Origin of the sequence: Bordetella petrii, assembly GCF_000067205.1 — a bacterium.
Classification (GTDB): Bacteria; Pseudomonadota; Gammaproteobacteria; order Burkholderiales; family Burkholderiaceae_B; genus Bordetella_A; species Bordetella_A petrii.
In genome coordinates, this window is sequence record NC_010170.1 from 2176896 (window position 1) to 2202228 (window position 25333).

At 63.9% G+C, this 25333-nt stretch carries 24 protein-coding genes and 1 pseudogene; 18 read left to right on the forward strand and 7 right to left on the reverse strand.

Annotated elements, in window-relative coordinates:
• Nucleotides 1-6: 6 nt before the first annotated feature.
• Nucleotides 7-384 carry a DUF3817 domain-containing protein gene (locus BPET_RS25965; protein ID WP_012249003.1) on the reverse strand — a complete coding sequence of 126 codons (378 nt, stop codon included), beginning with the start codon at nt 382-384 and terminating at the stop codon, nt 7-9.
• A gap of 154 nt (nt 385-538) precedes the next feature.
• Here BPET_RS25965 and BPET_RS10595 point away from each other — a divergent pair, with 154 nt between their 5' ends.
• Complete coding sequence (locus BPET_RS10595; protein WP_041862854.1) at nt 539-1495, forward strand: GlxA family transcriptional regulator; 957 nt, start codon at nt 539-541, stop codon at nt 1493-1495.
• 138 nt (nt 1496-1633) lie between these two features.
• Here the strand turns inward: BPET_RS10595 and BPET_RS10600 are convergent, their stop codons facing one another.
• Nucleotides 1634-2533, reverse strand: coding sequence for a LysR family transcriptional regulator (locus BPET_RS10600; protein ID WP_012249005.1), 900 nt, complete (start codon nt 2531-2533; stop codon nt 1634-1636).
• A 104-nt stretch (nt 2534-2637) separates the two neighbouring features.
• On the opposite strand from BPET_RS10600, the gene BPET_RS10605 reads away from it, so the two are divergent.
• Nucleotides 2638-3627, forward strand: a complete 990-nt coding sequence (locus tag BPET_RS10605; protein WP_012249006.1) for a zinc-dependent alcohol dehydrogenase family protein — start codon at nt 2638-2640, stop codon at nt 3625-3627.
• Between the two features lie 121 nt (nt 3628-3748).
• Here the strand turns inward: BPET_RS10605 and BPET_RS10610 are convergent, their stop codons facing one another.
• Nucleotides 3749-4651 (reverse strand): LysR family transcriptional regulator, encoded by a 903-nt coding sequence (locus tag BPET_RS10610; RefSeq protein ID WP_012249007.1) that lies wholly within the window; start codon nt 4649-4651, stop codon nt 3749-3751.
• A gap of 85 nt (nt 4652-4736) precedes the next feature.
• Between BPET_RS10610 and BPET_RS10615 the strand changes: the two genes are divergently transcribed.
• Nucleotides 4737-5420 carry an NAD(P)H-dependent oxidoreductase gene (locus BPET_RS10615; protein ID WP_231852678.1) on the forward strand — a complete coding sequence of 228 codons (684 nt, stop codon included), beginning with the start codon at nt 4737-4739 and terminating at the stop codon, nt 5418-5420.
• Nucleotides 5421-5458: 38 nt separating this feature from the next.
• Here BPET_RS10615 and BPET_RS10620 read toward each other — a convergent pair.
• The 3 genes from BPET_RS10620 to BPET_RS10635 all read right to left on the reverse strand — a co-directional run bounded on the left by BPET_RS10620 (nt 5459) and on the right by BPET_RS10635 (nt 9314).
• Nucleotides 5459-6633 (reverse strand): IS3 family transposase gene (locus tag BPET_RS10620; RefSeq protein ID WP_085970191.1). Its coding sequence is split into 2 segments (ribosomal slippage): nt 5459-6384 and nt 6384-6633, totalling 1176 coding nucleotides; the frame shifts between segments, so codons are not numbered across the junction.
• Between the two features lie 280 nt (nt 6634-6913).
• On the reverse strand, nt 6914-8419 hold the full coding sequence (locus tag BPET_RS10630; RefSeq protein WP_012249009.1) for a flagellin N-terminal helical domain-containing protein: 1506 nt from the start codon (nt 8417-8419) through the stop codon (nt 6914-6916).
• Between the two features lie 154 nt (nt 8420-8573).
• A complete protein-coding gene (locus BPET_RS10635; protein ID WP_012249010.1) occupies nt 8574-9314 on the reverse strand; it encodes an RNA polymerase sigma factor FliA in 741 nt (246 codons plus the stop codon).
• Nucleotides 9315-9651: 337 nt separating this feature from the next.
• Here BPET_RS10635 and flhD point away from each other — a divergent pair, with 337 nt between their 5' ends.
• From flhD to BPET_RS10710, 15 genes and pseudogenes are all read left to right on the forward strand, one after another.
• Nucleotides 9652-9975 (forward strand): flagellar transcriptional regulator FlhD, encoded by a 324-nt coding sequence (gene flhD, locus BPET_RS10640; protein ID WP_041862855.1) that lies wholly within the window; start codon nt 9652-9654, stop codon nt 9973-9975.
• A 14-nt stretch (nt 9976-9989) separates the two neighbouring features.
• The gene (gene flhC / locus BPET_RS10645) at nt 9990-10580 is read left to right on the forward strand and encodes a flagellar transcriptional regulator FlhC (protein WP_041863794.1); all 591 of its coding nucleotides are present in this window, start codon (nt 9990-9992) and stop codon (nt 10578-10580) included.
• Nucleotides 10581-10694: 114 nt separating this feature from the next.
• Complete coding sequence (gene motA, locus BPET_RS10650) at nt 10695-11570, forward strand: flagellar motor stator protein MotA (RefSeq protein ID WP_012249013.1); 876 nt, start codon at nt 10695-10697, stop codon at nt 11568-11570.
• 12 nt (nt 11571-11582) lie between these two features.
• On the forward strand, nt 11583-12521 hold the full coding sequence (gene motB, locus BPET_RS10655) for a flagellar motor protein MotB (RefSeq protein ID WP_012249014.1): 939 nt from the start codon (nt 11583-11585) through the stop codon (nt 12519-12521).
• A 2-nt stretch (nt 12522-12523) separates the two neighbouring features.
• Nucleotides 12524-12904 (forward strand): response regulator, encoded by a 381-nt coding sequence (locus BPET_RS10660; RefSeq protein ID WP_012249015.1) that lies wholly within the window; start codon nt 12524-12526, stop codon nt 12902-12904.
• Nucleotides 12905-12932: 28 nt separating this feature from the next.
• The gene (gene cheA, locus BPET_RS10665) at nt 12933-15041 is read left to right on the forward strand and encodes a chemotaxis protein CheA (protein WP_012249016.1); all 2109 of its coding nucleotides are present in this window, start codon (nt 12933-12935) and stop codon (nt 15039-15041) included.
• Nucleotides 15042-15054: 13 nt separating this feature from the next.
• Complete coding sequence (gene cheW / locus BPET_RS10670; RefSeq protein ID WP_012249017.1) at nt 15055-15555, forward strand: chemotaxis protein CheW; 501 nt, start codon at nt 15055-15057, stop codon at nt 15553-15555.
• A gap of 83 nt (nt 15556-15638) precedes the next feature.
• Nucleotides 15639-17360: a methyl-accepting chemotaxis protein gene (locus BPET_RS10675; RefSeq protein ID WP_012249018.1), complete on the forward strand. Its 1722-nt coding sequence runs from the start codon at nt 15639-15641 to the stop codon at nt 17358-17360.
• 93 nt (nt 17361-17453) lie between these two features.
• On the forward strand, nt 17454-18230 hold the full coding sequence (locus BPET_RS10680) for a CheR family methyltransferase (protein WP_231852702.1): 777 nt from the start codon (nt 17454-17456) through the stop codon (nt 18228-18230).
• Nucleotides 18231-18237: 7 nt separating this feature from the next.
• A complete protein-coding gene (locus BPET_RS10685; RefSeq protein WP_041863797.1) occupies nt 18238-19293 on the forward strand; it encodes a protein-glutamate methylesterase/protein-glutamine glutaminase in 1056 nt (351 codons plus the stop codon).
• Nucleotides 19294-19341: 48 nt separating this feature from the next.
• Nucleotides 19342-19731 (forward strand): chemotaxis response regulator CheY, encoded by a 390-nt coding sequence (gene cheY / locus BPET_RS10690; protein WP_012249021.1) that lies wholly within the window; start codon nt 19342-19344, stop codon nt 19729-19731.
• Nucleotides 19732-19739: 8 nt separating this feature from the next.
• The gene (cheZ, locus tag BPET_RS10695; RefSeq protein ID WP_012249022.1) at nt 19740-20372 is read left to right on the forward strand and encodes a protein phosphatase CheZ; all 633 of its coding nucleotides are present in this window, start codon (nt 19740-19742) and stop codon (nt 20370-20372) included.
• A gap of 74 nt (nt 20373-20446) precedes the next feature.
• The gene (locus tag BPET_RS10700; protein WP_041862856.1) at nt 20447-21979 is read left to right on the forward strand and encodes a methyl-accepting chemotaxis protein; all 1533 of its coding nucleotides are present in this window, start codon (nt 20447-20449) and stop codon (nt 21977-21979) included.
• A gap of 109 nt (nt 21980-22088) precedes the next feature.
• Nucleotides 22089-23228 carry a flagellar biosynthesis protein FlhB gene (gene flhB / locus BPET_RS10705; protein ID WP_012249024.1) on the forward strand — a complete coding sequence of 380 codons (1140 nt, stop codon included), beginning with the start codon at nt 22089-22091 and terminating at the stop codon, nt 23226-23228.
• A gap of 28 nt (nt 23229-23256) precedes the next feature.
• Nucleotides 23257-24069, forward strand: a pseudogene (locus BPET_RS10710) (FHIPEP family type III secretion protein); the annotation flags it as partial.
• Between the two features lie 37 nt (nt 24070-24106).
• Here BPET_RS10710 and BPET_RS10715 read toward each other — a convergent pair.
• Nucleotides 24107-25281 (reverse strand): IS3 family transposase gene (locus BPET_RS10715; protein ID WP_085970191.1). Its coding sequence is split into 2 segments (ribosomal slippage): nt 24107-25032 and nt 25032-25281, totalling 1176 coding nucleotides; the frame shifts between segments, so codons are not numbered across the junction.
• Nucleotides 25282-25333: the final 52 nt, after the last annotated feature.

Below are 25333 nucleotides of genomic sequence, written 5' to 3' on the forward strand. Positions count from 1 at the left end.
CCATCATCAGGCCTGCCCGATATCGTTGAATGCTCTAGCCCGTTCGCGTAGCCACCGGATATTCATATAGCCGCCGAATGGCAGGAACGCAACCGCGAACAATCGAAGCGTTTCCCGTTTATGCCAACCGCCGCCGGCTACGGTTTGTAGTGCAGTCCAAAGGTACGCTAAGAATGCGATTCCATGTATTGGCCCCAGTAGCTTCGAGCCATACGGCCAACCCCAAAAATGTCGGAGAGGCACCGCAAGGAACACTAGAAGGATCAGCGTTGTTGCCTCCACGATTGACACCTTCTCTAGGCGCTTCAGTTGTTTGTATTCAAAATTTCCGATACATGCATTTTGATCGAGCGAATTCTTTTTGGTTTGTACGCTTGTGGTCATGACTCATCCGCTGAGTGGGTCAATATGGCAGTGGCCAACCAGACCAGCGAGTTGCCTCTCGCCGGAAGCGCAAGTATGTAAACGTGTTCGAAGTTCGCCAATTGGCTAGAATGACATTTATCGAAGGATTCTAGCCAACCGGGGGAAGCGTTCAGTGAACCAGGGTGCAGTACACAGGGTTGCCGTCCTGGCGTTTGATGGCGTTGTGCCTTTTGATCTGATGATGGCCTGTGAGATGTTCGAGCGCGTGCAACCCGCCCCGGGAAAGAGCCCATACGAGGTGCTTGTATGCGCTCAGTCGCGCCGTGTTCGAACGAAGCAGTTCGATATGCACATCCACTGGGGCTTGAGCCATGTCGCAAACGCCCAGACGGTCATCATTCCGGGACTCGACGACGTCCTTTCCCCCGTCCCCAACATCCTGCTGGAAGTCATCCGAGCAGCGGAAAAGAACGGCGCGAGGATCGCATCGCTGTGCAGTGGCGCCTTCATCCTGGCACGCACCGGGTTGCTGGATGGCCTGCGTGCCACCACACACTGGCGTTGCGCACGACTGCTGGCAGACATCTTCCCCCAGGTCACAATCGATCCCAATGTTCTTTTTGTGGACAACGGCCGCATACTTACCTCGGCAGGTGCTTGCGCCGGAATGGATCTATGCCTACACATGATTCGGCAAGATCATGGAAATGCCATTGCAGCGGACACGGCCCGATGTGCCGTCATGCCCCTTGGGCGAGAAGGCGGGCAGGCACAGTTCATCGCCTACGATCCACCAGACGAACCTTCCAATCTCAGCCCGTTACTGCAATGGCTCGAGGAGCGGCTGGATCAGGAATTGACCCTGAAGGACATGGCTGAGCAGGCCGCCATGAGCAGCCGCACGTTGAGTCGACGGTTTCAGGAGCAACTGAACACCACCCCTCTCCAGTGGCTCTTAAGGGCACGTGTAAGGCGTGCGCAGACCTTGCTGGAAACGACAAACCTGCCCATTGAGCAGATCGCTGGCGCAACGGGTTTTGGAACCCCTACCTCGCTGCGGGAACATTTCGGCCGGATCGTGGGAGTCAGCCCAACGGCCTATCGAAGATCCTTTAATCCTGTGCGTTGAGCTGGCAGTAAGACCTATCTGGTAGGCAAGGTGTCACAGCCGGCGCAGCAGCTCGTGCAGGTGGCTTATGAAGCGATGCGAGGAGCCTCGGGTTTTGCACTGGGGCAAGGCACGATCGACGCCGGCACCGCCAACCGCTTACGTCATCATCGCCGGCAATGCCTCGGCGAGCGCATCGACCGCCAGGCGCACTTTGCGCGGCAGTTGAGGGGTCCGCAGCCACAGCGCGTAGGCGTCGTACAGAAACGCCGGCCGGTCCGGCAACAGTGCAACCAGTGCCCCCATTCGGAGGCGATCGCTGATAAGCCAGGACGGAAGCCAGGCCAGTCCCATGCCGAGTGTGGCGGCATCGGCAATGGCGTCGAGATCATCCATGCGCACCCGGTTGGCCGGCACGATCTCCTCTGGCGGATGTCCGTCTTTAGGAAAGAGCCACGGGCTGACTCGGCCAGACCGTCTGTACACGATGGCTTGGTGCTGGCCGAGCGCGGCGACGGTGGCCGGCTGCCCATGTGTCTTGAGATACGCGGGTGATGCGCAGACGATCATTCGCTGGCGTGCCACACGACGCGCGATCACGCCCGCCTTGTCGGCCAGGTCGCCGGTACGGATGGCGATGTCATAGTCGCCCTCGGCCAAATCGACGAAGCGGTCGTTGAACGAGAGGTCCAACTCCAGCGCCGGGTATTGCTGCGCCAGCCTCAACAGCACGGGCGCCACGCAATGCCGGCCAAAGTGCACGGGCATGGTGACGCGCAGCTTTCCGCGCGGCTCGCCGAGTTGGTCGGCCGCAAGCGCATCAGCCGCTTCCACCTCGGCCAGCACGACCTTGCAGCGCTCGTAGTAGGCCTGCCCGAAGTCGGTCAGGCTCTGGCGTCGCGTGGTGCGGATGAGCAGGCGCGCACCAAGGCGGGTTTCCAGCGCGCGTACATGTTTGCCAACCATGGGGCCGGACAGGCCGAGCGCATCCGCGGCGGCCGCAAACGAGCCTAGATCGACGGATTTCACGAAGACGGCCATGCTGGTCAAGCTGTCCATATTGAAAACTCTTGGTTTCGACTGTTGTCGATTATCGGCTATTTATCGGTCAGATTCGCATTGATACAGTGAATTCATTTCAAATGGTTCCGACTGGAGGGGTTATGGCGCGTGTTGTCCGTTTTCATCAGCATGGGGGGCCGGAGGTCCTGCGCATCGAACACGTCGAGGTTCCACTGCCGGGCCCAGGGCAGGTACGTATCCGCGTCAAGGCGTTGGGGCTCAACCGGGCCGAGGCATTGCTGCGGGCAGGGTCGTATATCGAGCGGCCGGCGTTTCCTTCCGGGCTCGGGCTGGAGGCGGCGGGGCTTGTTGATGCGGTGGGGGCCGGTGTCACGGCGTTTGCGCCGGGCGACGCTGTGAGCATCGTGCCGCCGCAGTCGATGGTTCGCTGGCCCACCTATGGCGAGTTGATTACGTTGCCTGCCGAACTTGTCATCAAGCATCCGCCGGCGCTTGGCTGGGAGGCGGCTGCTGCGGTCTGGATGCCATATCTCACCGCCTATGGCGCGCTGATCGACATTGCCCATCTTGGCCCGGAAGACTTTGTGGCCGTGACGGCGGCGTCCAGCAGCGTCGGGCTGGCCGCGATCCAGATCGCGAACCGGGTAGGGGCGACACCCATCGCGATCACGCGGACCTCGGCCAAGGCCTGCGCCCTGCGTGCCGCGGGTGCCGCCCACGTGATCGCGACGGCGGAAGTGGAGCTCGGAGCCCGACTGCTGGACATTACCGGAGGGGCTGGCGTGCGTGTGGTGCTGGATGCGGTCGGTGGCCCGATTTTCGAGCCGCTCACGACAGCGATGTCGCGCGGCGGCATTCTTATCGAATATGGCGGCCTGAGTGCGGAGCCGACGCCTTTTCCCCTGTTTTCTGTACTGAGCAAGACCCTGACGCTGCGCGGCTATCTGGTGCACGAGATCACCGGCGACCCGGCGAAGCTCGAAGCCGCCAAGGCATTCATTCTTGACGGACTGGCTTCGGGGGCTTTTCAGCCGGTAATTGCCAGAACCTTTGAGTTTGACCAGATCGTTGACGCGCACCGCTTTCTTGAGTCAAACGAGCAGTTCGGCAAGATCGTGGTAACGGTTTGATCGCTCGCGCATGTTCAAGGGCGTGCAATGCGCCGCCCGTGCAAAAAAAACTTGACCGGGGCGCCGTGGGATATTGCTCGACAACGATGGCCATCTACCGGTTAGCCAGGCCCGGCCTGAACTACAGCGTGGTTGCCAATTCCATGACGACCTCGCGCACCCACCGCTGCCCGCTGTGGCCATGGTTGCGCTCATGCCACAACATGCTCACGCCGAAACCCGGAACAGGGAAGGGGCATTCGACGACTCTGAGCGTCTTGCGGCGGTCGCGCACCAGCCGCTCCGGCACCAGGGCAACCAAGTTCGAATGGGCGACGATCTCTGGTACGGCCAGAAACGACGCCGCGGAAAGCACCACGTTACGGCGGTAGCCCAGTGTGGCCAGCCCGTCGTCCACTGGGGTTGTGAAATCGCCGCCATGTAGCGAGACGATGACATGATCCAGTTGCGCAAACTGCTCGACCGAAAGCCGGTTGCGCAATCCGGGGTGCCGCTGCCTGCCGATCAGCACATAGCGCTCATCGAACAGATGCCGGCTGCGCAGGCTGCCGGGGCCCTGTTCAGGCGTCATCAGCGCCAGATCCACTTGGCCGCTGCTCATCTGCGCCTGCAGCAGGGACGGGTCGAGATGGCGCAAGGCGATTCGTACGCCAGGCGCCCGTTTTCGCAGCGCAACCGCCAGAGGCTGGACCACGGCCGCCTGGAGATAATCGGTACAGGCGATGGCAACGGTGAGACTGGCCGTTGGCGCATCGAAGTGGCGATGTTCCGCCAATGTGGCGCGCACCTGATCCAAGGCGAGGCGTAGCGGCTCCAGCAGTTCCAGCGCCTTGGCCGTGGGTGACATGCCCCGCTGCGTTGGTATCAGCAAAGGATCGTCGAACAGGGTGCGCAGGCGACTCAACTGGGTGCTGACCGCGGGTTGGCTGAGGTGCAGGCGCTCGGCCGCGCGCGTCACGTTCTGTTCCGCCAGCAGGGCCTCCAGCGTGACCAGCAAATTAAGATCCAGCTTCTTGGTATCCATAAAATGGATAATAGAGGAAATTTATTTGAATTTCACAAATACATAACGACGCGCCAAACTGCCAGTCATCTCAACTCAGATGCCTGTGAAAGCCAAGCCCATGCAGTCAGCCAGCAAAAAGAAAGTGCTTATCGTCCATGCTCACCCGGAACGAACATCCGTGACGAGCCAACTCGCCGAGATTGCTTGCGCGGTGCTCCGATCCCAGGGGCACGAGGTCATGCAGTCCGACCTGTACGGCATGGGGTGGAAAGCGGTGTTCGATGCGAACGATTTCCCTACGCGGGTCAAGCATGATCGCCTGTCGTTCATCGATGAGTCGGGACACGCGTTTGCCAATGGTTGCCAGACGCCCGACGTCGAGGAAGAGCAACGCAAGATTCTGGCGGCCGACGCGGTGATTTTGCTTTTCCCGCTGTGGTGGTTCAGCATGCCAGCCATCATGAAGGGCTGGGTGGACAGGGTATGGGCCTTTGGCCTGGCCTATGGCTACCAGGGGGCCGGCAACGCGTATCGCTATGGCGACGGTGGCTTTGCGGGAAAGCGGGCGCTGCTGGCGGTTTCTGTTGGCGGGCCAGAGCGGGACTACTCGCCCAGGGGCATCAATGGGCCGCTGGAGCAACTGCTGTTTCCCATTACGCATGGCACGCTGTTCTTCCCCGGCATGCAGGTGCTGCCTACCTTCGCGGTGTATGGGGCAGGCGGGATCGACGCCAAAGGCATGGCTGAAGCCGGTGCGGCCTGGGGGGCCCGGGTGGAACGGCTGTGACGTTGCCCGCGAATTTCGGATCCCTTAACTGAGCGAGATTATGCCACCCGTTGGTTCTGGGCGGCGTACCAGTCCCGCTCGAATTGCATCGGGCTGACGTAGCCCAACGTCGAGTGCAAGCGCGAATGATTGTAGAAGCTCAACCAGTCGATTACCTCGTCCATCGCTTCGCGACGCGTTGCAAAGCGCTGGCCGAGGATGCGTGCACGCTTGAGCGATCCCCACAGGCTCTCGGTCGGTGCGTTGTCCCAGCAATTGCCTCGACGGCTCATCGAACTGCGCATGCCGTAGCCCTTGAGCAGGTCCTGGAAGTCATGACTGCAATACTGGCTGCCACGGTCACTGTGGAGGATCAGGCCCGCTTGCGGACGGCGGCGAAACCACGCCATACGCAGCGCATCAGACACCAGCTCCGTGCGCATGTGCGGCTGCATCGACCAGCCCACCACCTGACGGCTGAACAGGTCGAGAATGACGGTCAGAAACAGCCAACCCTCGTCCGTCCAGATGTACGTGATGTCCGTAGTCCAGACCTGGTCGGGACGCGCGGGAGAGAAGTCTCGTTGCAGCAGGTCCGGTGCGACCGGCAGGCTGTGTTTGCTGTCGGTCGTGACCTTGAACCGGCGTTTGGTCTTCGCCTTGATGCCGTGCAGCTTCATGAGCCGCTGGACACGATCCTTGCTGACGCGAATGCCCTGGACCAGCAGTTGCTTCCACACGCGCGGCCAGCCGTACTCGCCTTTGGATTCAGCGTGCACGGCCTTGATGTGCACCAGCAGAGCGTCGTTGCTGATGCGTCGGCGCGGTCGGTCAGTATCGACATCCCGCACCTTGCGCGCGTGGTAACCGCTGGGGCTGACACCCAGCACCTGGCAGCTCAGGGACACCGGCCATTGTCGGCTGTGAAGCTCGATCCAGGCGTACTTCATGCCGACACCTTCGCAAAGTACGCCGTGGCTTTTCCCAATATGTCGCGCTCCATCTTCACGCGTGCCAACTCCGCGCGCAGCCGGGCAATCTCCATCTGTTCTGGAGAAACCTGTTTGCCTGCGCCGTTCAGCTTCCCAGCGGCATCGGCCTTCACCCAGTTGTGCAGCGTCTTCGGGCTGATGCCCAGTATCTTCGCCACCGCCGCCATGCTCTGGCCGCCGCGGACCATGCGCACGGCTTCCAGCATGAATTCCTGCGTATATCGAGCTCTCGGATTACCCATCTTTCCTCCCTCCTTGCGTGAGTTTTACACACTCAGCAAGGGATCCATTTTTTGCGGGCAAGCTCAGGCTTTGCCATGTGTCGGTCCGGCAGACAAGAATATCTGGGAGTGTAGGATCGCCGTGGGACGATGAATCGCGCAGTAAGCCCGAAAAACAGGTCGTTTTTTAGGAGATGGACAAGAATCGATGCCCTGCAAAGAAAAAAACCCCGGCAAGAAGATATGCCGGGGAGATGCGCTCAGCGGGCCAGGCATTGCTGCCTGGCGTCCGGGAGGGCGATTAGCGCAGCAGCGAGAGAACCGTCTGCGGCACTTGGTTGGCTTGCGCCAGAACCGAGGTGCCAGCCTGTTGCAGGATCTGGGCCTTGGTCATGTTCGACACTTCGGTGGCGTAGTCGGCATCTTCGATACGCGAACGAGCGGCAGACAGGTTATTCACCGTGTTGTTCAGGTTCGTGATGGTCGACTCGAAGCGGTTCTGGATCGCGCCCAGGTCGCTTCGCAGCGAATCGACGGCGCTCAGGGCGTTGTCGATGGCGTTCAGCGGATCGACGACGATTTCATCATCGGCGGTGGCGGTAACCACGCCCGTGTCGAGATCAACCGTGGCTTCGTAGTAGGAGGTCTTGTCGCCGGAAACGTTCTTGACGTAATAGGCGCCGGTTTCGCTATCGCGCACCAGGGAGTTGGTGCCCGAGAACGTCGAGTTCACCGTGCTCAGGTCGACCGCAACGCCAGGATCGGCGGCAGCGGTCAACACAGCCTGGGCAGTTACGGCGGTGCCGGCAGCCAGGGTGCTCGTGGCGCTGCCCAGGTTGACACTGACTTCGCCGGTGTCAAGGTCGATCTCGGCGTCGTAGTACGTGCCGCCAGCTTTCACGTAGTATGCGGTCGTCGTGCCCGTGTTGTCCATATACACGGTGCTGACGCTCGGGGCGGCCGGCTCAACCAAAGTCGCGGCTTCGGCGTCCGCCAGAGTCACCACGCCGTCCGCGGTGTCGAATTCGGTCGCGTCCGCGTTGATGTTGCTCGCGGCAATGCCGGCCGTGATGGCGCCAACGGTGACAGTGCCGGTATCGGCATTGAACGTGGCCTCGTAGTAGTCGGTGCCGTCCGTCGCGTACAGCTGGTTGTCGGTGCCCACCGCCAGAGTGAACGTGCTGCCGCCTTCGACGGCAAACGAGAAGTCAGTCCATTCGGCCGGAGCGCTGGCGGCGATGGTCGTGACGTTGGCGAAGTTTTTGCTGGTCAGCTGGCTGCCGACATCGAGCTTGTCCAGGCCGAGGGTGGTGGCATTGACTTGCTTCAGATCGATGGTGATCGTTTCGTTATCGTTCGCGCCAACCTGGATGGTCAGGCTCTGGTCGTTGGCGAGGACTTTCACGCCGTTGAACTGAGTCTGCTCCGACACGCGGGTGATTTCACCCAGGCGTTGCGTGATTTCATTCTGGATCGATTCCAGGTCCGACGGCGAATTGGTGCCGCTGGAAGCCTGAACCGTCAGTTCACGGATACGCTGCAGGTTGTTATTGATTTCGTTCAGCGCGCCTTCGGTCGTTTGAGCGATCGAGATGCCGTCGTTGGCGTTGCGAGCAGCCTGGGTCAGGCCGCGCACGTTGGCGGTGAAGCGGTTGGCAATCGCCTGGCCGGCGGCGTCGTCCTTGGCGCTGTTGATGCGCAGGCCGGAGGACAGACGCTCGATGGCGGAACCCAGAGCGGATTGGGACTTGTTGAGGTTGTTTTGTGCAACCAGCGACAAGTAGTTGGTGTTGATAACAGCAGCCATGGATAGCTCCCAAGAGAGAAAGGCTTCTTCAAACTGGGCAGCCAGGCCGCCCACTTCGCGGGACCTGATGCCCCGCTGTCCTGGGTAACGGCGCGACCATCGTTAACTTAAGTGCACTTGTTGCCGGATTTGGCCGCATGTGGGCGCGAAGTTGTTACAGCACCTGGGCCAGATGCGATTCGGCGGGCAAGTGGTGCCATGCGTCTTCTTTCAGGCGGGCCCGGATGCGCGCCGTGGCCTGGCTGCGCAACTGGCAGACGCGCGCCTCGGTAACTTCCAGCACCGCGCCGATCTCTTTCAGGTTGAGTCCCTGTTCGTAGCACAGCGACAACACCAGCTTTTCGCGTTCCGGCAGGGTTTCGATGGCATTGACCAGGGCGCGGCGCAGGTCGCCCGTCAGCAGGGCGTCCAGCGGATCGCCGCCGCTGTCCGCAGGCACGTCGCGCCAGCCTCGCTCGTCGGGGTCGTTCGAGCCGATGTCGTCGTAGTGCAGGATCTGGATGCCGCGGGCGTCGTTCAGCATGGCCTGATATTCGTCCAGCGGCAATTCCAGCTCGTCGGCGATCTCGCTCTCGGAGGGCGGGCGCATCAGTTCATGTTCTTTGCGCTGGATGGCGGCTTCGATGCGCTTGCCCTTGCTGCGCACGCTGCGGGGCAGCCAGTCCTGGCTGCGCAGTTCATCCAGCATGGCGCCGCGAATGCGGGCCGTGGCATAGGTTTCGAACTGGGCGTCGGGCGTTTCCTGGTAGCGCCGGGCGGCGTCCAGCAGCCCGATCATGCCGGCCTGAATCAGGTCGTCGAGCTGGACGCTGGCGGGCAGGCGCGCCAACAGTTGCAGCGCCAGCTTGCGGACGAGCGGCGCGTACCGGACCAGGCTGTCATCGGCGTAGGGCATGCGTATCTGTCGACGTCTTGTTTCAAGCAAGAATTGTCGGCAAAGACGCTTGTTTCATTCGTATAAAAACGAAAGGTTTTAAGCGTTTGTTTACGAAATCCGCGCGAGATAAGGCCTTGAAATGTAACGTTACTGTATCTTTTATGCCAAATAACAAAAAATAATCCACATTTAGATATGAATGTCATAAAAATTGACACTTTGCATGGTAGATTGTATGCATATTGGTATGAGCGGATACATTTAGTATCCAGGCATGCTACGGGCCGAGGGGATCGGACCGATATGGCCGGCGCCGAAAAAGTGCCGGTATTACAAGTCTTTAGGAGCCACAAGCGTGAATACAGCGGATAGTTCTTTGCTCGCCGATATTCGAGAAGTCAACTTGTCATATCTGCTGCTGGCCCAGCGGATGCTGCGCGACGATTACGCTGCGTCGATGTTTCGCCTGGGTTTCAGCAACGAAGTGGCCGATATCCTGATGCGCCTGTCGCCGGCGCAGCTGGTCAAGCTGGCCGGGTCGAGCTCGCTGCTGTGCCGTTTCCGCTTTGACGACTATAGCCTGCTGTCGGCACTGACGCAGGATGTGCTGGGCGGGGCGCTGCAACAGGCCCATGCCACGATCTTGTTGGCCAAGCAGCCGGTCGAGCAGTTGGCCTGATGTCCCGCGCTGCCATGGCTACAAGAAGCGTGTCGCAGGAGGCGGACGACATCCTCCTGGCCAGTTCCATGATTTCGTTGGGCGCGCGCCTGCAGGTGCTGGAAGCCGAGACTTGCCTGAGCCACGACCGGCTGTCGCGGCTGTATCGCGAGATTCGCGGCTGCTCGCCACCCAAGGGCATGCTGCCGTTTTCGGTGGACTGGTTCATGACCTGGCTGCCCAACATTCACTCCTCGCTGTTCTACAACGTGTACTCGTTTCTGAACGCGCACACGGCCAGCCGCGGCATTCGGGCCACCATCGACGCGTACCGCCTTTACCTGGAGCACGCGGGCGTGGAAAACCAGGCCGAGGAGCCCGTGCTGAGCTTCACGCGGGCCTGGATGCTGGTCAGGTTCTTCGACAGCGGCATGCTGCAGCTGTCGCCTTGCCGCCAGTGCGGCGGGCATTTCATTGCGCATGCGCACGATCCGCAGGGGGACTTCATCTGCGCGATCTGCCGTCCGCCGCCACGCGCCGGCAAGACTCGCGCGGCGGCCAAGGCGCGCGCCGGCCAGCGCCCGGCGGCGCCGGCGGCGGCCGCCGCAGCGGCGGCCAGGGCCTGAACGCGGCCCAAACAGCTCAAAAGCCCCTGAAAACCCCCCGTAACCCGTGTTTTTACAACCGGGTGCGCGGGGGATCATTGTCGCCAACTCTAGACTCGATGGCAGAGGCCCGATGTGTTGATTGTTATTGGTTATGCGGTGGTGCTCGTCGCGGTGATCGGCAGCTTTGCCGCGTTGGGCGGGCACATGGGGGCGCTGTATCAGCCGTTCGAGCTGACGCTCATTGCGGGCGGCGCGCTGGGCGCGTTCCTGGCGGGCAACAGCCGTAAATCGCTGGCCCTGATGCGGCGGGCGCTGCCGCAGGCTATCAAGGGAGCTCCGTACAGCAAAGAGGTGTACATGGAGCTGATGGCGCTGCTGTACGTGCTGCTGAACAAGGCGCGGCGCGAAGGCCTGATGGCGATCGAATCGCACATCGAAGACCCGGACGCCAGCGCCATCTTCAGCGAGTATCCGCGCATCCGGCAGGATGACAAGCTGATGGAGTTCATCACCGATTACCTGCGCATCATGATCAGCGGCAACATGAGCTCGTTCGAGATCGAGACGCTGATGGACGAGGAAATCGAAACCTATCGCCATGAGCGCGAAGTGCCCAGCCATTCGCTGCAGCAGATGGCGGACGGGCTGCCCGCCTTCGGCATTGTGGCGGCCGTGCTGGGGGTGATCAAGGCGCTGGGCGCGGTGGATCAGCCGGCTGCGGTGCTTGGCGACCTGATCTCGAAAGCCATGGTGGGCACTTTCCTGGGGGTGCTGCTGGCTTACGGCTTCGTGGCGCCGCTGGCCTCGCGTCTGGATCGGCGCACGTCGGAGTCGGTGAAGGTGCTGGAGTGCATCAAGGTGACGCTGCTGGCCAGCATGAACGGTTATCCCCCGCAGCTGGCCGTGGAATTCGGCCGCAAAGTGTTGTTCTCGACCGTGCGCCCCTCGTTCGGCGAGCTGGAAGAGCACGTGCGCCAGGCCAAGTCCGCCGCCACCGGCCGCGCCTGACGGGGCGGCCAGATGAGTTCGCTGAACAATCACCGGGTAGTGATTCGCCGCAAGCGGGGGGGGAGCCGCCCGCACCACGGCGGCAGTTGGAAGATCGCCTACGCGGATTTCATCACCGCCATGATGGCGTTTTTCCTGGTGATGTGGCTGATATCCATTGTGCCCAAGGAAGAGCTGCGCGGCCTGGCCGAATATTTCCGGATGCCGTTGCGCGTGGCGCTGACGGGCGGGCCGAACTATTCGGCCGAGACCAGCGCCATTCCAGGCGGCGGCAGCGACCCGCTGCGCGACGAGGGCGAGGTGCGCAAGTCCGATGGCAGCCGGGTGCAGTCCCAGGTGCAGTCCGACGCCGAGCGGCGCGACCGCCATGCGCTGGAGCGCCTGAAGCGCCGGTTGGATTCGATGCTGGAGGAGAACCCGGTGTTGAAGAACTTCCGGCCCCAGCTGCTGATCGACATGACCACGGAAGGGCTGCGCATCCAGATCGTCGATAACCAGAAACGGCCGATGTTCGCCACCGGCAGCGCCGAGGTGCAGCCGTATATGCGCGACATCCTGCGCGAGCTGGGCCCGGTGCTCAATGAGCTGCCGAACAAGATCAGCATCGCCGGGCATACGGACGCGACGCAGTACGCCCGTGGCGAGCGCGCGTATAGCAACTGGGAGTTGTCCGCCGACCGAGCCAACGCCTCGCGCCAGGAACTGGTGGCGGGCGGCATGGCCGAAGGCAAGCTGATGCGCATCCAGGGGCTGTCGTCCAGCATGAGCCTGGTTAAAGATGACCCGTATGCGGCCGTTAACCGTCGTATCAGCCTGGTGGTGCTGAATCGGCGCACCCAGCAGCAGATCGAGCAGGAGAATGCGGCGGCGGCGGACCTGAGTGTGCGCGGCGCCAGGGAAGTGAGCGAGTCCGTGGGGGCGCAGCCCCCGGCAAGCGAGGCGGCAAGGTAGTCATGACGGCAACGATATTGGTGGCGGACGATTCGGCAACGATGCGCATGATCGTCCAGGCGACGCTGACCGAGGCAGGCTGGCGCGTATTGACGGCCGGCAACGGTCAACAGGCGCTTGAACTGGCGCGCGGCAATCGCGTCGACATGCTGGTCAGCGACTGGAACATGCCCGTCATGGGCGGGCTGGCGCTGATCCAGGGCTTGCGCGGCGAGCCCGGCTATCAAGACCTGCCCGTACTGGTGTTGACCACCGAAGATGACGTGCAGAGCAAAGACGCGGCGCGTGGCCTGGGAGTATGCGGCTGGCTGAACAAGCCGCTGGATCCCGGCGTGCTGGTGGAATTGGCCTCGGAACTGCTCGGCGAGCAGCCCGCGGCCTGAGCAAGTTTGAAAGGAAGGCATACGTTCTATGAGCAGCGGCCTGGATCTCAGTCAGTTCTACGAGACATTCTTCGACGAGGCGGATGAGCTGCTTGCCGAGATGGAGCAGTTGCTGTTGCAACTGGATGTCGAGTCGCCGGATATCGAGCAGTTGAACGCGATTTTCCGCGCCGCGCATTCCATCAAGGGCGGCGCGGCCACGTTCGGGTGCTTCCAGCACCTGGCGGGCACGACCCATCTGCTGGAAAACCTGCTGGATGAGATCCGGCGCGGCGAGATGGCGCTACGCGCCGATATGGTGGACATTTTCCTGGAAACGAAAGACGTGCTGAAGAGCCAACTGGACACTTATCGCGCCGCGCAAGAGCCCGACGAGGCGGTGTACGAACGGATCTGCGCGATATTGCGCCAGCTGGCCCAGGAACACGGTTCGGCGGCCGTGACGGCACACGAGCCAGCCGCGCCGGTGGCGCCCGTGGAGCCGCCGGCTGCCGCCCCCGAGGCTGCCGAGCCCGCCGCGCCCGCGCCTACCGGCCAAGCGCAGGCGGCAGCCCAGGACGACAGCCTGCCGTTCCGGGTGCGTATTGCCCGGGTCGCCGACAAGGATGCCCAGTCGCTGCTGGAAGAGATGGGCAACCTGGGCAAAGTGGTGGCCCATGACCGCGCCGACGGCGGATTGACGGTTTGGGTGGACAGCACTTGCTCGGCCGACGACATCGAAGCGGTGTGCTGCTTTATTGTCGATGCCGACCAGCTGGCGGTGGGGCGCGCCGCCGCGCCGCAGGCCGACGACGCCGTCGAGCAATTCGCGCAGGCCGCCGCGGGTTTTGCCGCGCAGGCGGCGGACGCGCCGGCCTCGGCCCCGACGTCCGCGGCCAGCCCGGCGGCTGCGTCCACGCCCACCAGGCAGGCGCGCGCCGCGGCCGCCGCGCCCGCAGGCGACAAAGAATCCACGTCGATCCGCGTCGGGGTCGAGAAGGTCGATCAGGTCATCAACCTGGTGGGCGAACTGGTGATCACCCAGGCCATGCTGGCGCAGACGGCCTCGGGCCTGGACCCGGTCTTGCACGACCGGCTGCTCAACGGCATGGAGCAGCTCGAGCGCAACGCGCGCGACCTGCAGGAAGCGGTGATGTCGATCCGCATGATGCCAATGGACTACGTGTTCAGCCGCTTTCCGCGCGTGGTGCGCGACATCGCGGTGAAGATGGGCAAGCAGATCGAACTGCAGACGTACGGGCGCGCCACCGAGCTGGACAAGAGTCTGATCGAGCGCATTATCGATCCGTTGACGCACCTGGTGCGCAACAGCCTGGACCACGGCATCGAGACGCCGGAAAAGCGCATTGCCGCCGGTAAAGACCCGGTGGGCCAGCTGATTTTGTCGGCCGAACACAACGGCGGCAACATCGTGATCGAGGTCAGCGACGACGGCGCGGGCTTGAACCGCGACAAGATCCTGAAGAAGGCCATTGCGCAGGGCTTGCCCGTCAGCGAGAACACGCCCGACGAAGAAGTGTGGCAGTTGATCTTCGCGCCCGGCTTTTCCACGGCGGAGCAGGTAACCGATATCTCCGGGCGCGGGGTCGGCATGGACGTAGTGCGGCGCAACATCCAGGATATGGGCGGTCATGTGCAGCTGTCGTGCGTACCCGGCGAGGGCACTACCACCCGCATCGTGCTGCCGTTGACGCTGGCCATCCTGGACGGGATGTCGGTGCGGGTGGGCGACGAGACTTTCATCCTGCCCTTGAACCACGTCACCGAATCGCTGCAGCCCAGCGATGACCAGATGTACTCGGTGGCGGGCGATGAACGCGTGATGCAGGTGCGCGGCGAATACCTGCCGCTGGTGGAGCTGCACCGGGTGTTCGGGGTTGAGAACGCCCAGACCGACCCCACGCAGGCCATTGCCGTGATCATGCAGGCGGAGGACCGCCGCTTTGCCTTGCTGGTGGATCACCTGGTGGGGCAGCATCAAGTGGTGGTGAAGAACCTGGAATCCAACTACAGAAAAGTGCCGGGCGTATCGGCCGCCACCATCCTGGGCGATGGCAGCGTGGCGCTGATTGTCGACGTGTTCGCGCTGGCGCGGGCGAACCGCGAGAAATGGGCGCAGCCCGAACTCACACATTGACGGAGAACCTTGTATGGCAGTCAAACCTCAAGCGCAGGCCGCGCGCGTCGAAGATGTCGGCAGTGAGTTCCTGGTATTCACGCTGGGCGAGGAAGAGTACGGCATCGACATCCTGAAAGTGCAGGAAATCCGCGGCTACGACGCGGCCGCCGTCACGCGCATCGCGAACGTGCCATCGTTCATCAAAGGCGTGACGAACCTGCGCGGCATCATCGTGCCCATCGTGGACTTGCGCATCAAGTTCAAGCTGGGCAGCGTCGAATACAACGAACAGACCGTGGTCATCATCCTGAACCTGGACCACCGCGTGGTGGGCATTGTGGTCGATGGCGTGTCGGACGTGTTGATGCTGGCCGCCTCGCAGGTGCGCGCGGCGCCGGAGTTCGGCGCCACGCTGTCTACCGAATACCTGACCGGGCTGGGCACGATCGACGACCGCATGCTGATCCTGGTGGATATTGAGAAACTGATGACCAGCGAAGAAATGGCGCTGGTGGAAAAGGTTGCAGCCTAGGGTAAACAGGCCCCGCCGCGCGCGGCCCGCGGGGGGCCGCAGCGCCCCGGGGCAGCCGTTGGAAACAGTTGGGGGGTTTTGTCATGCGCAAGTTCCTGGTCAACATGAAAATACGCACCAGCCTGCTTGGCGTATTGGCGTTTTTTTCGCTGATGCTGGTGATCGGAGCCGCCTTGGGCGTGCTGTCGCTGCGCGTCAGCAATGGCACGCTGGCCAGCATTCGCCAGACGCAGGACGTGGGCGATGCGTTGACGCGCGTGGCCAATAGCTACAAAGACGTCGTCAACGGCCTGGCCCGCACGGCGAATGCGCATTACAACGATATCGTACGTAGCATTGGCCAGCCCGTGGCGGTGTCGCAGGGGCTGGGCGCAGAGGCCGCGGGCCTGCTGCAGCGCGCCAACGCGGCGATGAACCGCGCCCAGACCGAGTTTGAGTATTACAAGAAACTGCCACGCCCGGAAGGCGCGCAAGAAAGCCTGGACGAGATCGACGCGGCATACGCCGCGCTGATGCAGCGGGGCGTCGCGCCCCTGTTCGGCCTGCTCGAGCGCGGCGACATGGTTTCGTATCAGAAGCAGGCGCGTGCGGTGCACGATGCCGCCGAAGGCCGTTTTTCGCGCGCATTGGAAGGCTTCGACTTCTGGCGGGCCAGCCAGTTGCAGGATGAGTACGTGCTGGCCACCCAACGCTACCAGGGCGTGTTGATCGCCGTGGCCGTGGGCGGGACCATGGCGGCGCTGCTGGTCTTCAGTACCTATCTGTTTCTGCGCCGTCGGGTACTGCAGCCGTTGCAGGAAGCCGGCCGGCACTTTGATCGCATGGCCGCGGGCGACCTGACGGCGCGGGTCGAGGTGCGCAACAGCAATGAAATCGGCCAACTGTTCTCGGCGTTAAAGCGCATGCAGGAGAACCTGGCGCGCACGGTGTCGCAGGTGCGCCGCGGGGTGGACGAGATCAACGTGGGTTCGCGCGAGATTTCGGCGGGCAACACCGACCTGAGCAGCCGTACCGAACAACAGGCGGCGTCGCTGGAAGAGACGGCGGCGTCGATGGAAGAGCTGGCCTCGACGGTCAAGCAGAACGCCGACAACGCGCGCCAGGCGAATCAGCTGGCGGCCAGCGCCTCGGACGTGGCCGAGCGCGGCGGAGCGGCGGTCTCGGAAGTGGTGAGCACGATGGAAGGGATTTCGGCGAGCTCGCGCAAGATTTCCGAGATTGTGTCGGTGATTGACGGGATCGCGTTCCAGACGAACATTCTGGCGCTGAACGCGGCGGTGGAAGCGGCGCGCGCGGGCGAGCAGGGCAAGGGCTTTGCGGTGGTGGCGGGCGAAGTGCGCTCGCTGGCGCAGCGCAGCGCGCAGGCGGCCAAGGAAATCAAGGTGCTGATCGAGGACTCGGTGAGCAAGGTGGGCACGGGTTCGCAGCAGGTGGAGCGGGCCGGTGCGACGATGCAAGAGATCGTGGCGTCGGTCAAGCGGGTGACGGACATCATGGGCGAGATTTCGGCGGCCTCGGAAGAGCAGTCGGGCGGGATCGACCAGGTGAACCGCGCGGTGTCGCAGATGGATGAAGTGACGCAGCAGAACGCGGCGCTGGTGGAAGAGGCGGCCGCGGCGGCGGGCTCGCTGCAAGAGCAGGCGCAGCAGCTGGCCGAGGCGGTGGCGGTGTTCAAGATCAACGCCGGCGAAGTCATCGAAGTGCCGGCGCGCCAGCTCGACGGCGCTCGCGCGGTGCGCGAGGCGTTGCGCCAGCCCGGGCATGAGCACGATCCGGCCGCGCCGGGCGCGCTCGCGTTGCAATAGTAGTCTGCCGTGGCAAACCCGGGCGCCAGCGCATCGTTTCCCGCCGAGCGGCAGTTCGAGTTCCGCGAGGCCGACTTTGCGCGCGTGCGCCGCATGATTCATGCGCGGGCCGGTATTTCGCTGGGCGAGCACAAGCGCGAGATGGTGTACAGCCGGTTGACCCGCCGCCTGCGGGCGCTGGGCCGGCAGGATTTCACCGGCTACCTGGATCACCTGGAAAGCCAGCCGGCGGCGCCCGAGTGGGAAGACTTCGTCAACGCGCTCACCACCAACCTGACCGCGTTTTTTCGCGAGGCGCATCATTTTCCGATTCTGGCCGAGCTGGCCCGCAGCCGCCCCGGCCCCGTGTCGGTCTGGTGTTGCGCGGCATCCAGCGGTGAAGAGCCTTATTCGATTGCCATGACGCTGGTCGAGACGCTGGGCGCGCGGGCCGCGTCGGCCACAGTGCTGGCGACCGACATCGATACCCAGGTGTTGGACCGGGCGCGCGCCGGCATATATGCCGACGAGCGGGTGGCCCGCATGGATCCGGCGCGGCTGAAACGCTTTTTCCTGCGCGGACGCGGCGCCAATGCCGGACAGGTGCGGGTGCGGCCTGAACTGGCCGCCATGGTGCGCTTCGAGACCGTGAATCTGCTGGCGCCTACCTGGCCCATAGCCGAGCAGTTCGACGCGATCTTTTGCCGCAATGTCATGATTTATTTCGATAAACCGACCCAGGCGGGCATCTTGAAGCGTTTCGTGCCGCTATTGAAGGCGGGCGGCTTGCTGTTTGCCGGTCATTCCGAGAATTTCACGTACATCAGCCGAGAGTTCCGCCTGCGCGGACAGACGGTGTACGAATGCGTGGGTCCGCAGCCCGGACGTTAAAGCGATGATGAAGAAGATACGCGTTCTGTGCGTGGACGATTCGGCCCTGGTTCGCGGCCTGATGACCGAGATCATCAACAGCCACGACGACATGGAGGTGGTGGCGGTCGCGCCCGATCCGCTGGTGGCGCGCGAATTGATCAAGCAGCACAACCCCGACGTGCTGACGCTGGATGTGGAAATGCCCCGCATGGACGGGTTGGATTTCCTCGAGAAGCTGATGCGGCTGCGGCCCATGCCCGTGGTGATGGTGTCGTCGCTGACCGAGCGCGGCGGCGAGACCACGCTGCGCGCCCTCGAGCTGGGCGCCATCGATTTCGTGACCAAGCCGAAGCTGGGCATCCGCCATGGCATGCTGGAGTATTCCGAGCTTATCGCCGATAAGATCCGCGCCGCCGCGCGGGCGCGGTTGCGGGTGCCGGCAGCCAGCGCGCAGGCGGCGCCGCCCGCGCGCCTGCGCAGCCCGTTTGCCAGCTCGGAAAAGCTGGTGATAGTGGGGGCTTCGACGGGCGGTACCGAGGCCATCCGCGAAGTCTTGCGGCCGCTGCCGCCGGATAGCCCGGCGGTGCTGATCACCCAGCACATGCCGGCTGGGTTCACGCGTTCGTTCGCCCAGCGCCTGGATGCCCTGTGCGCCGTCACGGTGCGCGAGGCCACGCACGGCGAGCGGGTGCTGCCGGGCCATGTTTATCTGGCGCCTGGCGGCGATACGCATATGAAGCTGGGGCGCAGCGGCGCCAACTATGTGATCGAACTGGAGGCCAGCGAGCCGGTCAACCGCCATCGTCCGTCGGTGGACGTGCTGTTTCACTCGGCGGCCAGCGCGGCCGGAGCCAACGCCATCGGCGTGATCCTGACTGGCATGGGCAAGGATGGCGCGGCCGGCATGCTGGCCATGCGGCAGGCCGGCGCGCACACACTGGCGCAGGACGAGGCCAGCTGCGTGGTGTTTGGCATGCCGCGCGAGGCCATCGCGCTAGGCGCGGCGGCCGAGGTGGTGGCGCTGGACGCCATGAGCGAACGCATCCTGACGCGCCTGGGCGACCGCGCGAACCGGGTCTGACGGCGCCGCGCCGACGGTGGGCAGCCAAGATTATTTTCTGGAGTTGAAATGATAGACAAGGGTATGAAGATTCTGGTGGTGGATGATTTCCCCACGATGCGGCGCATTATCCGCAACCTGCTCAAAGAGCTGGGTTTCGAGAATGTGGATGAGGCCGAAGACGGCGCTATCGGGCTGGAAAAACTGCGCAACGGCAGCTTTCAGTTTGTGGTGTCGGACTGGAACATGCCCAATCTCGATGGCCTGGAAATGCTCAAGCAGATCCGCGCCGACGGCGCGCTGAAGTCGCTGCCGGTGTTGATGGTGACGGCCGAAGCCAAGAAAGAGAACATCGTTGCCGCGGCCCAGGCCGGCGCTAACGGTTATGTGGTCAAGCCTTTCACGGCGGCGACGCTGGAAGAAAAGCTGACCAAAATATTCGAGAAACTCGCTGGCTGAGGTGCGGGATGAGCGCAATGGATACTGGCAATGACGGCGATCCGTCCGACCTGATACACCGTATCGCCTCGCTGACGCGCATGCTGCGCGACAGCATGCGCGAGCTGGGTCTGGACCAGGCCATCAAGGATGCCGCGCAGGCCATCCCCGATGCCCGCGACCGCCTGCGCTATGTGGCGCAGATGACCGAACAGGCCGCCAACCGCGTGCTCAACGCTACCGAGGCGGCCGGGCCGCTGCAGGACCGCATGGCCCGTTCGGCGCAGGCGCTGGACGCGCGCTGGCAGCAATGGTTCGACCAGCCGCTGGAACTGCCCCAGGCGCGCGAACTGGTAAAGGACACCCGGGCGTTCCTGGCCGACGTGCCGGCGCAAACGCAGCAGACCCAGAGCCAGCTGATGGAAATTGTGATGGCGCAGGATTTCCAGGACCTGACCGGCCAGGTGATCATGCGCATGATGGATGTGGTTGGCGCCATCGAGCGCGAGCTGCTGCAAGTGCTGCTGGACAACGTGCCGCAAGAGCGCCGCGACGAGGCGCAAAGCCTCTTGAACGGACCGCAAGTCAGCCCGGCGGGCAAGGCTGACGTGGTAACCAGCCAGGACCAGGTCGACGACCTGCTGGCCAGCCTGGGGTTCTGAACGCGCATTGACAGGGCCGCGGCGGCCCCGCCACGATGCCCGCCGATGGCGCCGGGCAAGACAAGGAGACAGGCATGGCGCATTCTTCATTGCGTTGGGGCGGCCTCTGGCGCCTGGTGCGGGGGCTCGACCGGGGCCAGGCGGCGTTGGCTGACCGCGCCTGGTCGGTTAGCCCGCTGGCGCGGCCGTTGCATCGTTTCCTGGCGCGCATGCGCGGCCACGTGGTTGCGGTGCGGCAGGCCAGCATCCAGATCGCCCTGAATGCCGCTCGCACCCAGTACCAGGCCAGCCAATGCGCGAGCCTGGCGCGCGAACAGGCCGCGGCGGCCGAGGCGCTGGCCGGCAGCGGTTCGCAGATCGAGCAGTTGTCGGATGCGGCGTCGGCACACATGCGCGAGATTGCCCAGGTGTCGGCGCGCAACCTCGAAGCCGCGCGGGCCGCGCTGCTGGCGCTGGGCGACGTGATGGGCCGCATGGAGCGGATGACCGCCGAAATGGCGGGGCTGGCGGGCGTGGTCGAGCAACTGACTCAGCGCGCCCACTCGGTGGCCGACATCAGCCGCCTGATCAAGGACGTGTCGCTGCAGACCCAGTTGCTGGCGCTCAATGCCGGTGTCGAAGCCGCGCGCGCGGGCGACGCGGGCCGCGGTTTTGCCGTGGTGGCCACCGAAGTCGGCCGGCTGGCCGAGCGGGTCAACGCCGCGACGGGCGAGATTGGCACGCATACCGGCGAAATGCTGGACCTGGTCGAGGCTACCCAGCGCCAGGCCGGGACGCTGCGCGAAGACATCGAAGCCTCCGGCGGCCAACTGGACCTGACCCGCGACGAGTTCGCGCGTTTTGTGCGCGACTTCGACGGCATGAATGGCCAGGTGGCGCAGGTGCTGAGCGCGGTGGACGAGGTAGACGCCACCAATCACGACATGAATGCCCGCATAGGCCACGTGGCCGCCCTGAGCGCCGACGTGCTGGGCCGCGCCACCGCCATGTCGGAGCAGGTTGACCGTATCCGGGCGCAGACCGAGAGCGTGCAGGAGGTGCTGGCCGGCATGCGCACCGGGGGGACGGCGTTCGATCATCTGTCGGCCATGCTGGTGGCGTTCCGCGATGCCGCGCAGCGCCTGCTGCAGGAGGCGGCCGCCCGGGGCGTCGATGTGTTCGACCGGCAATACCGGCGCATTCCCGATAGCGACCCGCCGCGCTACCACACCCGTTACGACCGGGCCGTAGAGCAGCCGCTGACCCGGTTGCTGGACGAAGTGCTGGATTCGGTGGCGGGCGGCAGTTACACCATCGTGGTCGATGCGGCGGGCTATGCCCCGGCCCACAACAGCCGTTACTCGCATGCCCCCAGCGGCGACCGCGCGGCCGATGTCGCCCGGGTGCGGCACAAGCGGATCTTCAACGACCCGGTGGGCGCGCGCCTGGCTGCCAACACCGCGGGCCAGCTGTTTCAGACTTATTCGCGCGATACCGGAGAGATTGTCAACGATGTATCGCTGCCGCTGTTCCTGGACGGCGTGCACTGGGGCGCCGTGCGCATCGGCCTGGACTACGCGCGTTTCGAGGCGCAGTTCCAGGGCGCCGCGCCGCGCCCGGGCGAATAGCGCCGCTTTCCTGCTGCTTCTTGGGTGATCGCCGGCGGCCGGGGCCTCCTAGAATCTCGGCGAGCCGCCCTGTTTGCGCACGGCAGGGGCGGCGGAAAATACCGCGAGCATGGCCGACGAAAGCGATCTGGAGAAAACCGAAGCCGCCTCTCCCAGGCGCCTGGAAAAGGCGCGCGAGGAGGGGCAGATCGCGCGTTCGCGCGAACTGGGCACGTTCCTGCTGCTGGCGGCCGGCGTGGGCGGGTTGTGGCTGAGCGGCTCGATGCTGTACCGCGGCCTGACCGGGGTGCTGCGCAACGGCCTGGGCTTTGACGCGCGGATCGGTCGCGACCCCGGCATTATGGTGGCCCAGGCGGTCGACGGCGCGGGCCAGGCGCTGCTGCTGGTGCTGCCCATTTTCGGCGTGCTGATGGCGGTGGCCGTGCTGGCCAGTGTGGTGCTGGGCGGTTTTGTCTTTTCCGCCAAGCCGCTGCAGCCGGATTTTGCCAAGTTGAGCCTGTTTTCGGGCCTCAAGCGCATGGTGTCGGCGCAAACCGTGGTGGAATTGCTGAAAGCGGTCGCCAAGGCGCTGCTGGTGGGCGGCGTGGCCGTGGCCGTGATCGGCGGACACCGCGACGAAATGCTGGCGCTGATGCACGCCGCGCCGACCGAGGCGCTGGTAAAGGCCTTGACGCTGGTGGCGCTGTGCGCCGCCCTGATCGTGGCCTCGCTGGGCATCATCGTGCTGCTGGATGTGCCCTGGCAAATCTGGAGCCACCTGAAGAAGCTGCGCATGTCGAAGGAAGACGTGCGCCAGGAACATAAAGAAAGCGAGGGCGACCCCCACATCAAGGCGCGCATCCGGCAGCAGCAGCGGTCCATGGCCCGGCGCCGCATGATGAGCGAGGTGCCGCGCGCCGACGTCGTGGTCACCAATCCCACCCATTACGCCGTGGCGCTGCGCTATGCCGAGGGACAGGCGGCGCCGCGCGTGGTGGCCAAGGGCACGGGCCTGGTGGCCGCCCGCATCCGCGAACTGGCCGCGGGGCACCGCGTGCCTCTTTTGCAGGCCCCGCCGCTGGCGCGTGCCCTGTACCAGCACGTCGAGCTGGGCCAGGAGATTCCGGCGGCGCTGTACACCGCGGTAGCCGAAGTGCTGGCCTGGGTGTTTCAGCTGCGCAGCTGGCGCGCCGAATGGGGCGCGGAGCCGCCCGCGCCAACCGGCCTGGCGGTGCCCGCCGAGCTAGACCCCCTTGCCAGCGCCCAGTAACCACGATGGCCCCAGAGATTTCCTACGCATGAGCCAATTGCTTTCCGCTTTGAAAACCCACGGCGCGGCCAACGCCCGCATGTTGGCCGGTCCGGTACTGATCGTGCTGGTGCTGGGCATGATGGTGCTGCCGCTGCCCACGTTCCTGCTGGATCTGCTGTTCACCTTCAATATCGCGCTGTCGGTGATGATTCTGCTGGTGGCGATGTTCACCCGCAAGCCGCTGGATTTCGCCGCATTTCCGGCCGTGCTGCTGTTCGCGACGCTGTTGCGCCTGTCGCTGAACGTGGCCTCGACCCGCGTGGTGCTGCTGCACGGCCACACGGGACCGGACGCCGCCGGCAAGGTGATCGAGGCGTTCGGGCATTTTCTGGTGGGCGGAAATTTCGCGGTGGGGATCATCCTGTTCGTGATCCTGACCATCATCAACTTCATCGTCATCACCAAGGGCGCGGGGCGTATCGCCGAGGTGGGCGCCCGCTTCACGCTGGACGCCATGCCCGGCAAGCAGATGGCCATCGATGCCGACCTGAACGCCGGGCTGATCGGCGAAGACGAGGCGCGCCGGCGGCGCGGCGAGGTGTCGCAGGAAGCGGATTTCTTCGGCTCGATGGACGGCGCCAGCAAGTTCGTGCGGGGCGATGCGATCGCCGGGCTGTTGATCATGGCGATCAACGTCATGGGCGGCCTGATTGTCGGCATGGCGCAGCACGACATGAGCATTGGCGACGCGTCGCGGGTGTATACGCTGCTGACCATCGGCGATGGCCTGGTGGCGCAGATTCCCGCGCTGGTGATTTCCACCGCGGCTGGCGTGGTGGTGTCGCGCGTGTCGACTGACGTTGCCCGCGAATTTCGGATCCCTTAACTGAGCGAGATTATGCCACCCGTTGGTTCTGGGCGGCGTACCAGTCCCGCTCGAATTGCATCGGGCTGACGTAGCCCAACGTCGAGTGCAAGCGCGAATGATTGTAGAAGCTCAACCAGTCGATTACCTCGTCCATCGCTTCGCGACGCGTTGCAAAGCGCTGGCCGAGGATGCGTGCACGCTTGAGCGATCCCCACAGGCTCTCGGTCGGTGCGTTGTCCCAGCAATTGCCTCGACGGCTCATCGAACTGCGCATGCCGTAGCCCTTGAGCAGGTCCTGGAAGTCATGACTGCAATACTGGCTGCCACGGTCACTGTGGAGGATCAGGCCCGCTTGCGGACGGCGGCGAAACCACGCCATACGCAGCGCATCAGACACCAGCTCCGTGCGCATGTGCGGCTGCATCGACCAGCCCACCACCTGACGGCTGAACAGGTCGAGAATGACGGTCAGAAACAGCCAACCCTCGTCCGTCCAGATGTACGTGATGTCCGTAGTCCAGACCTGGTCGGGACGCGCGGGAGAGAAGTCTCGTTGCAGCAGGTCCGGTGCGACCGGCAGGCTGTGTTTGCTGTCGGTCGTGACCTTGAACCGGCGTTTGGTCTTCGCCTTGATGCCGTGCAGCTTCATGAGCCGCTGGACACGATCCTTGCTGACGCGAATGCCCTGGACCAGCAGTTGCTTCCACACGCGCGGCCAGCCGTACTCGCCTTTGGATTCAGCGTGCACGGCCTTGATGTGCACCAGCAGAGCGTCGTTGCTGATGCGTCGGCGCGGTCGGTCAGTATCGACATCCCGCACCTTGCGCGCGTGGTAACCGCTGGGGCTGACACCCAGCACCTGGCAGCTCAGGGACACCGGCCATTGTCGGCTGTGAAGCTCGATCCAGGCGTACTTCATGCCGACACCTTCGCAAAGTACGCCGTGGCTTTTCCCAATATGTCGCGCTCCATCTTCACGCGTGCCAACTCCGCGCGCAGCCGGGCAATCTCCATCTGTTCTGGAGAAACCTGTTTGCCTGCGCCGTTCAGCTTCCCAGCGGCATCGGCCTTCACCCAGTTGTGCAGCGTCTTCGGGCTGATGCCCAGTATCTTCGCCACCGCCGCCATGCTCTGGCCGCCGCGGACCATGCGCACGGCTTCCAGCATGAATTCCTGCGTATATCGAGCTCTCGGATTACCCATCTTTCCTCCCTCCTTGCGTGAGTTTTACACACTCAGCAAGGGATCCATTTTT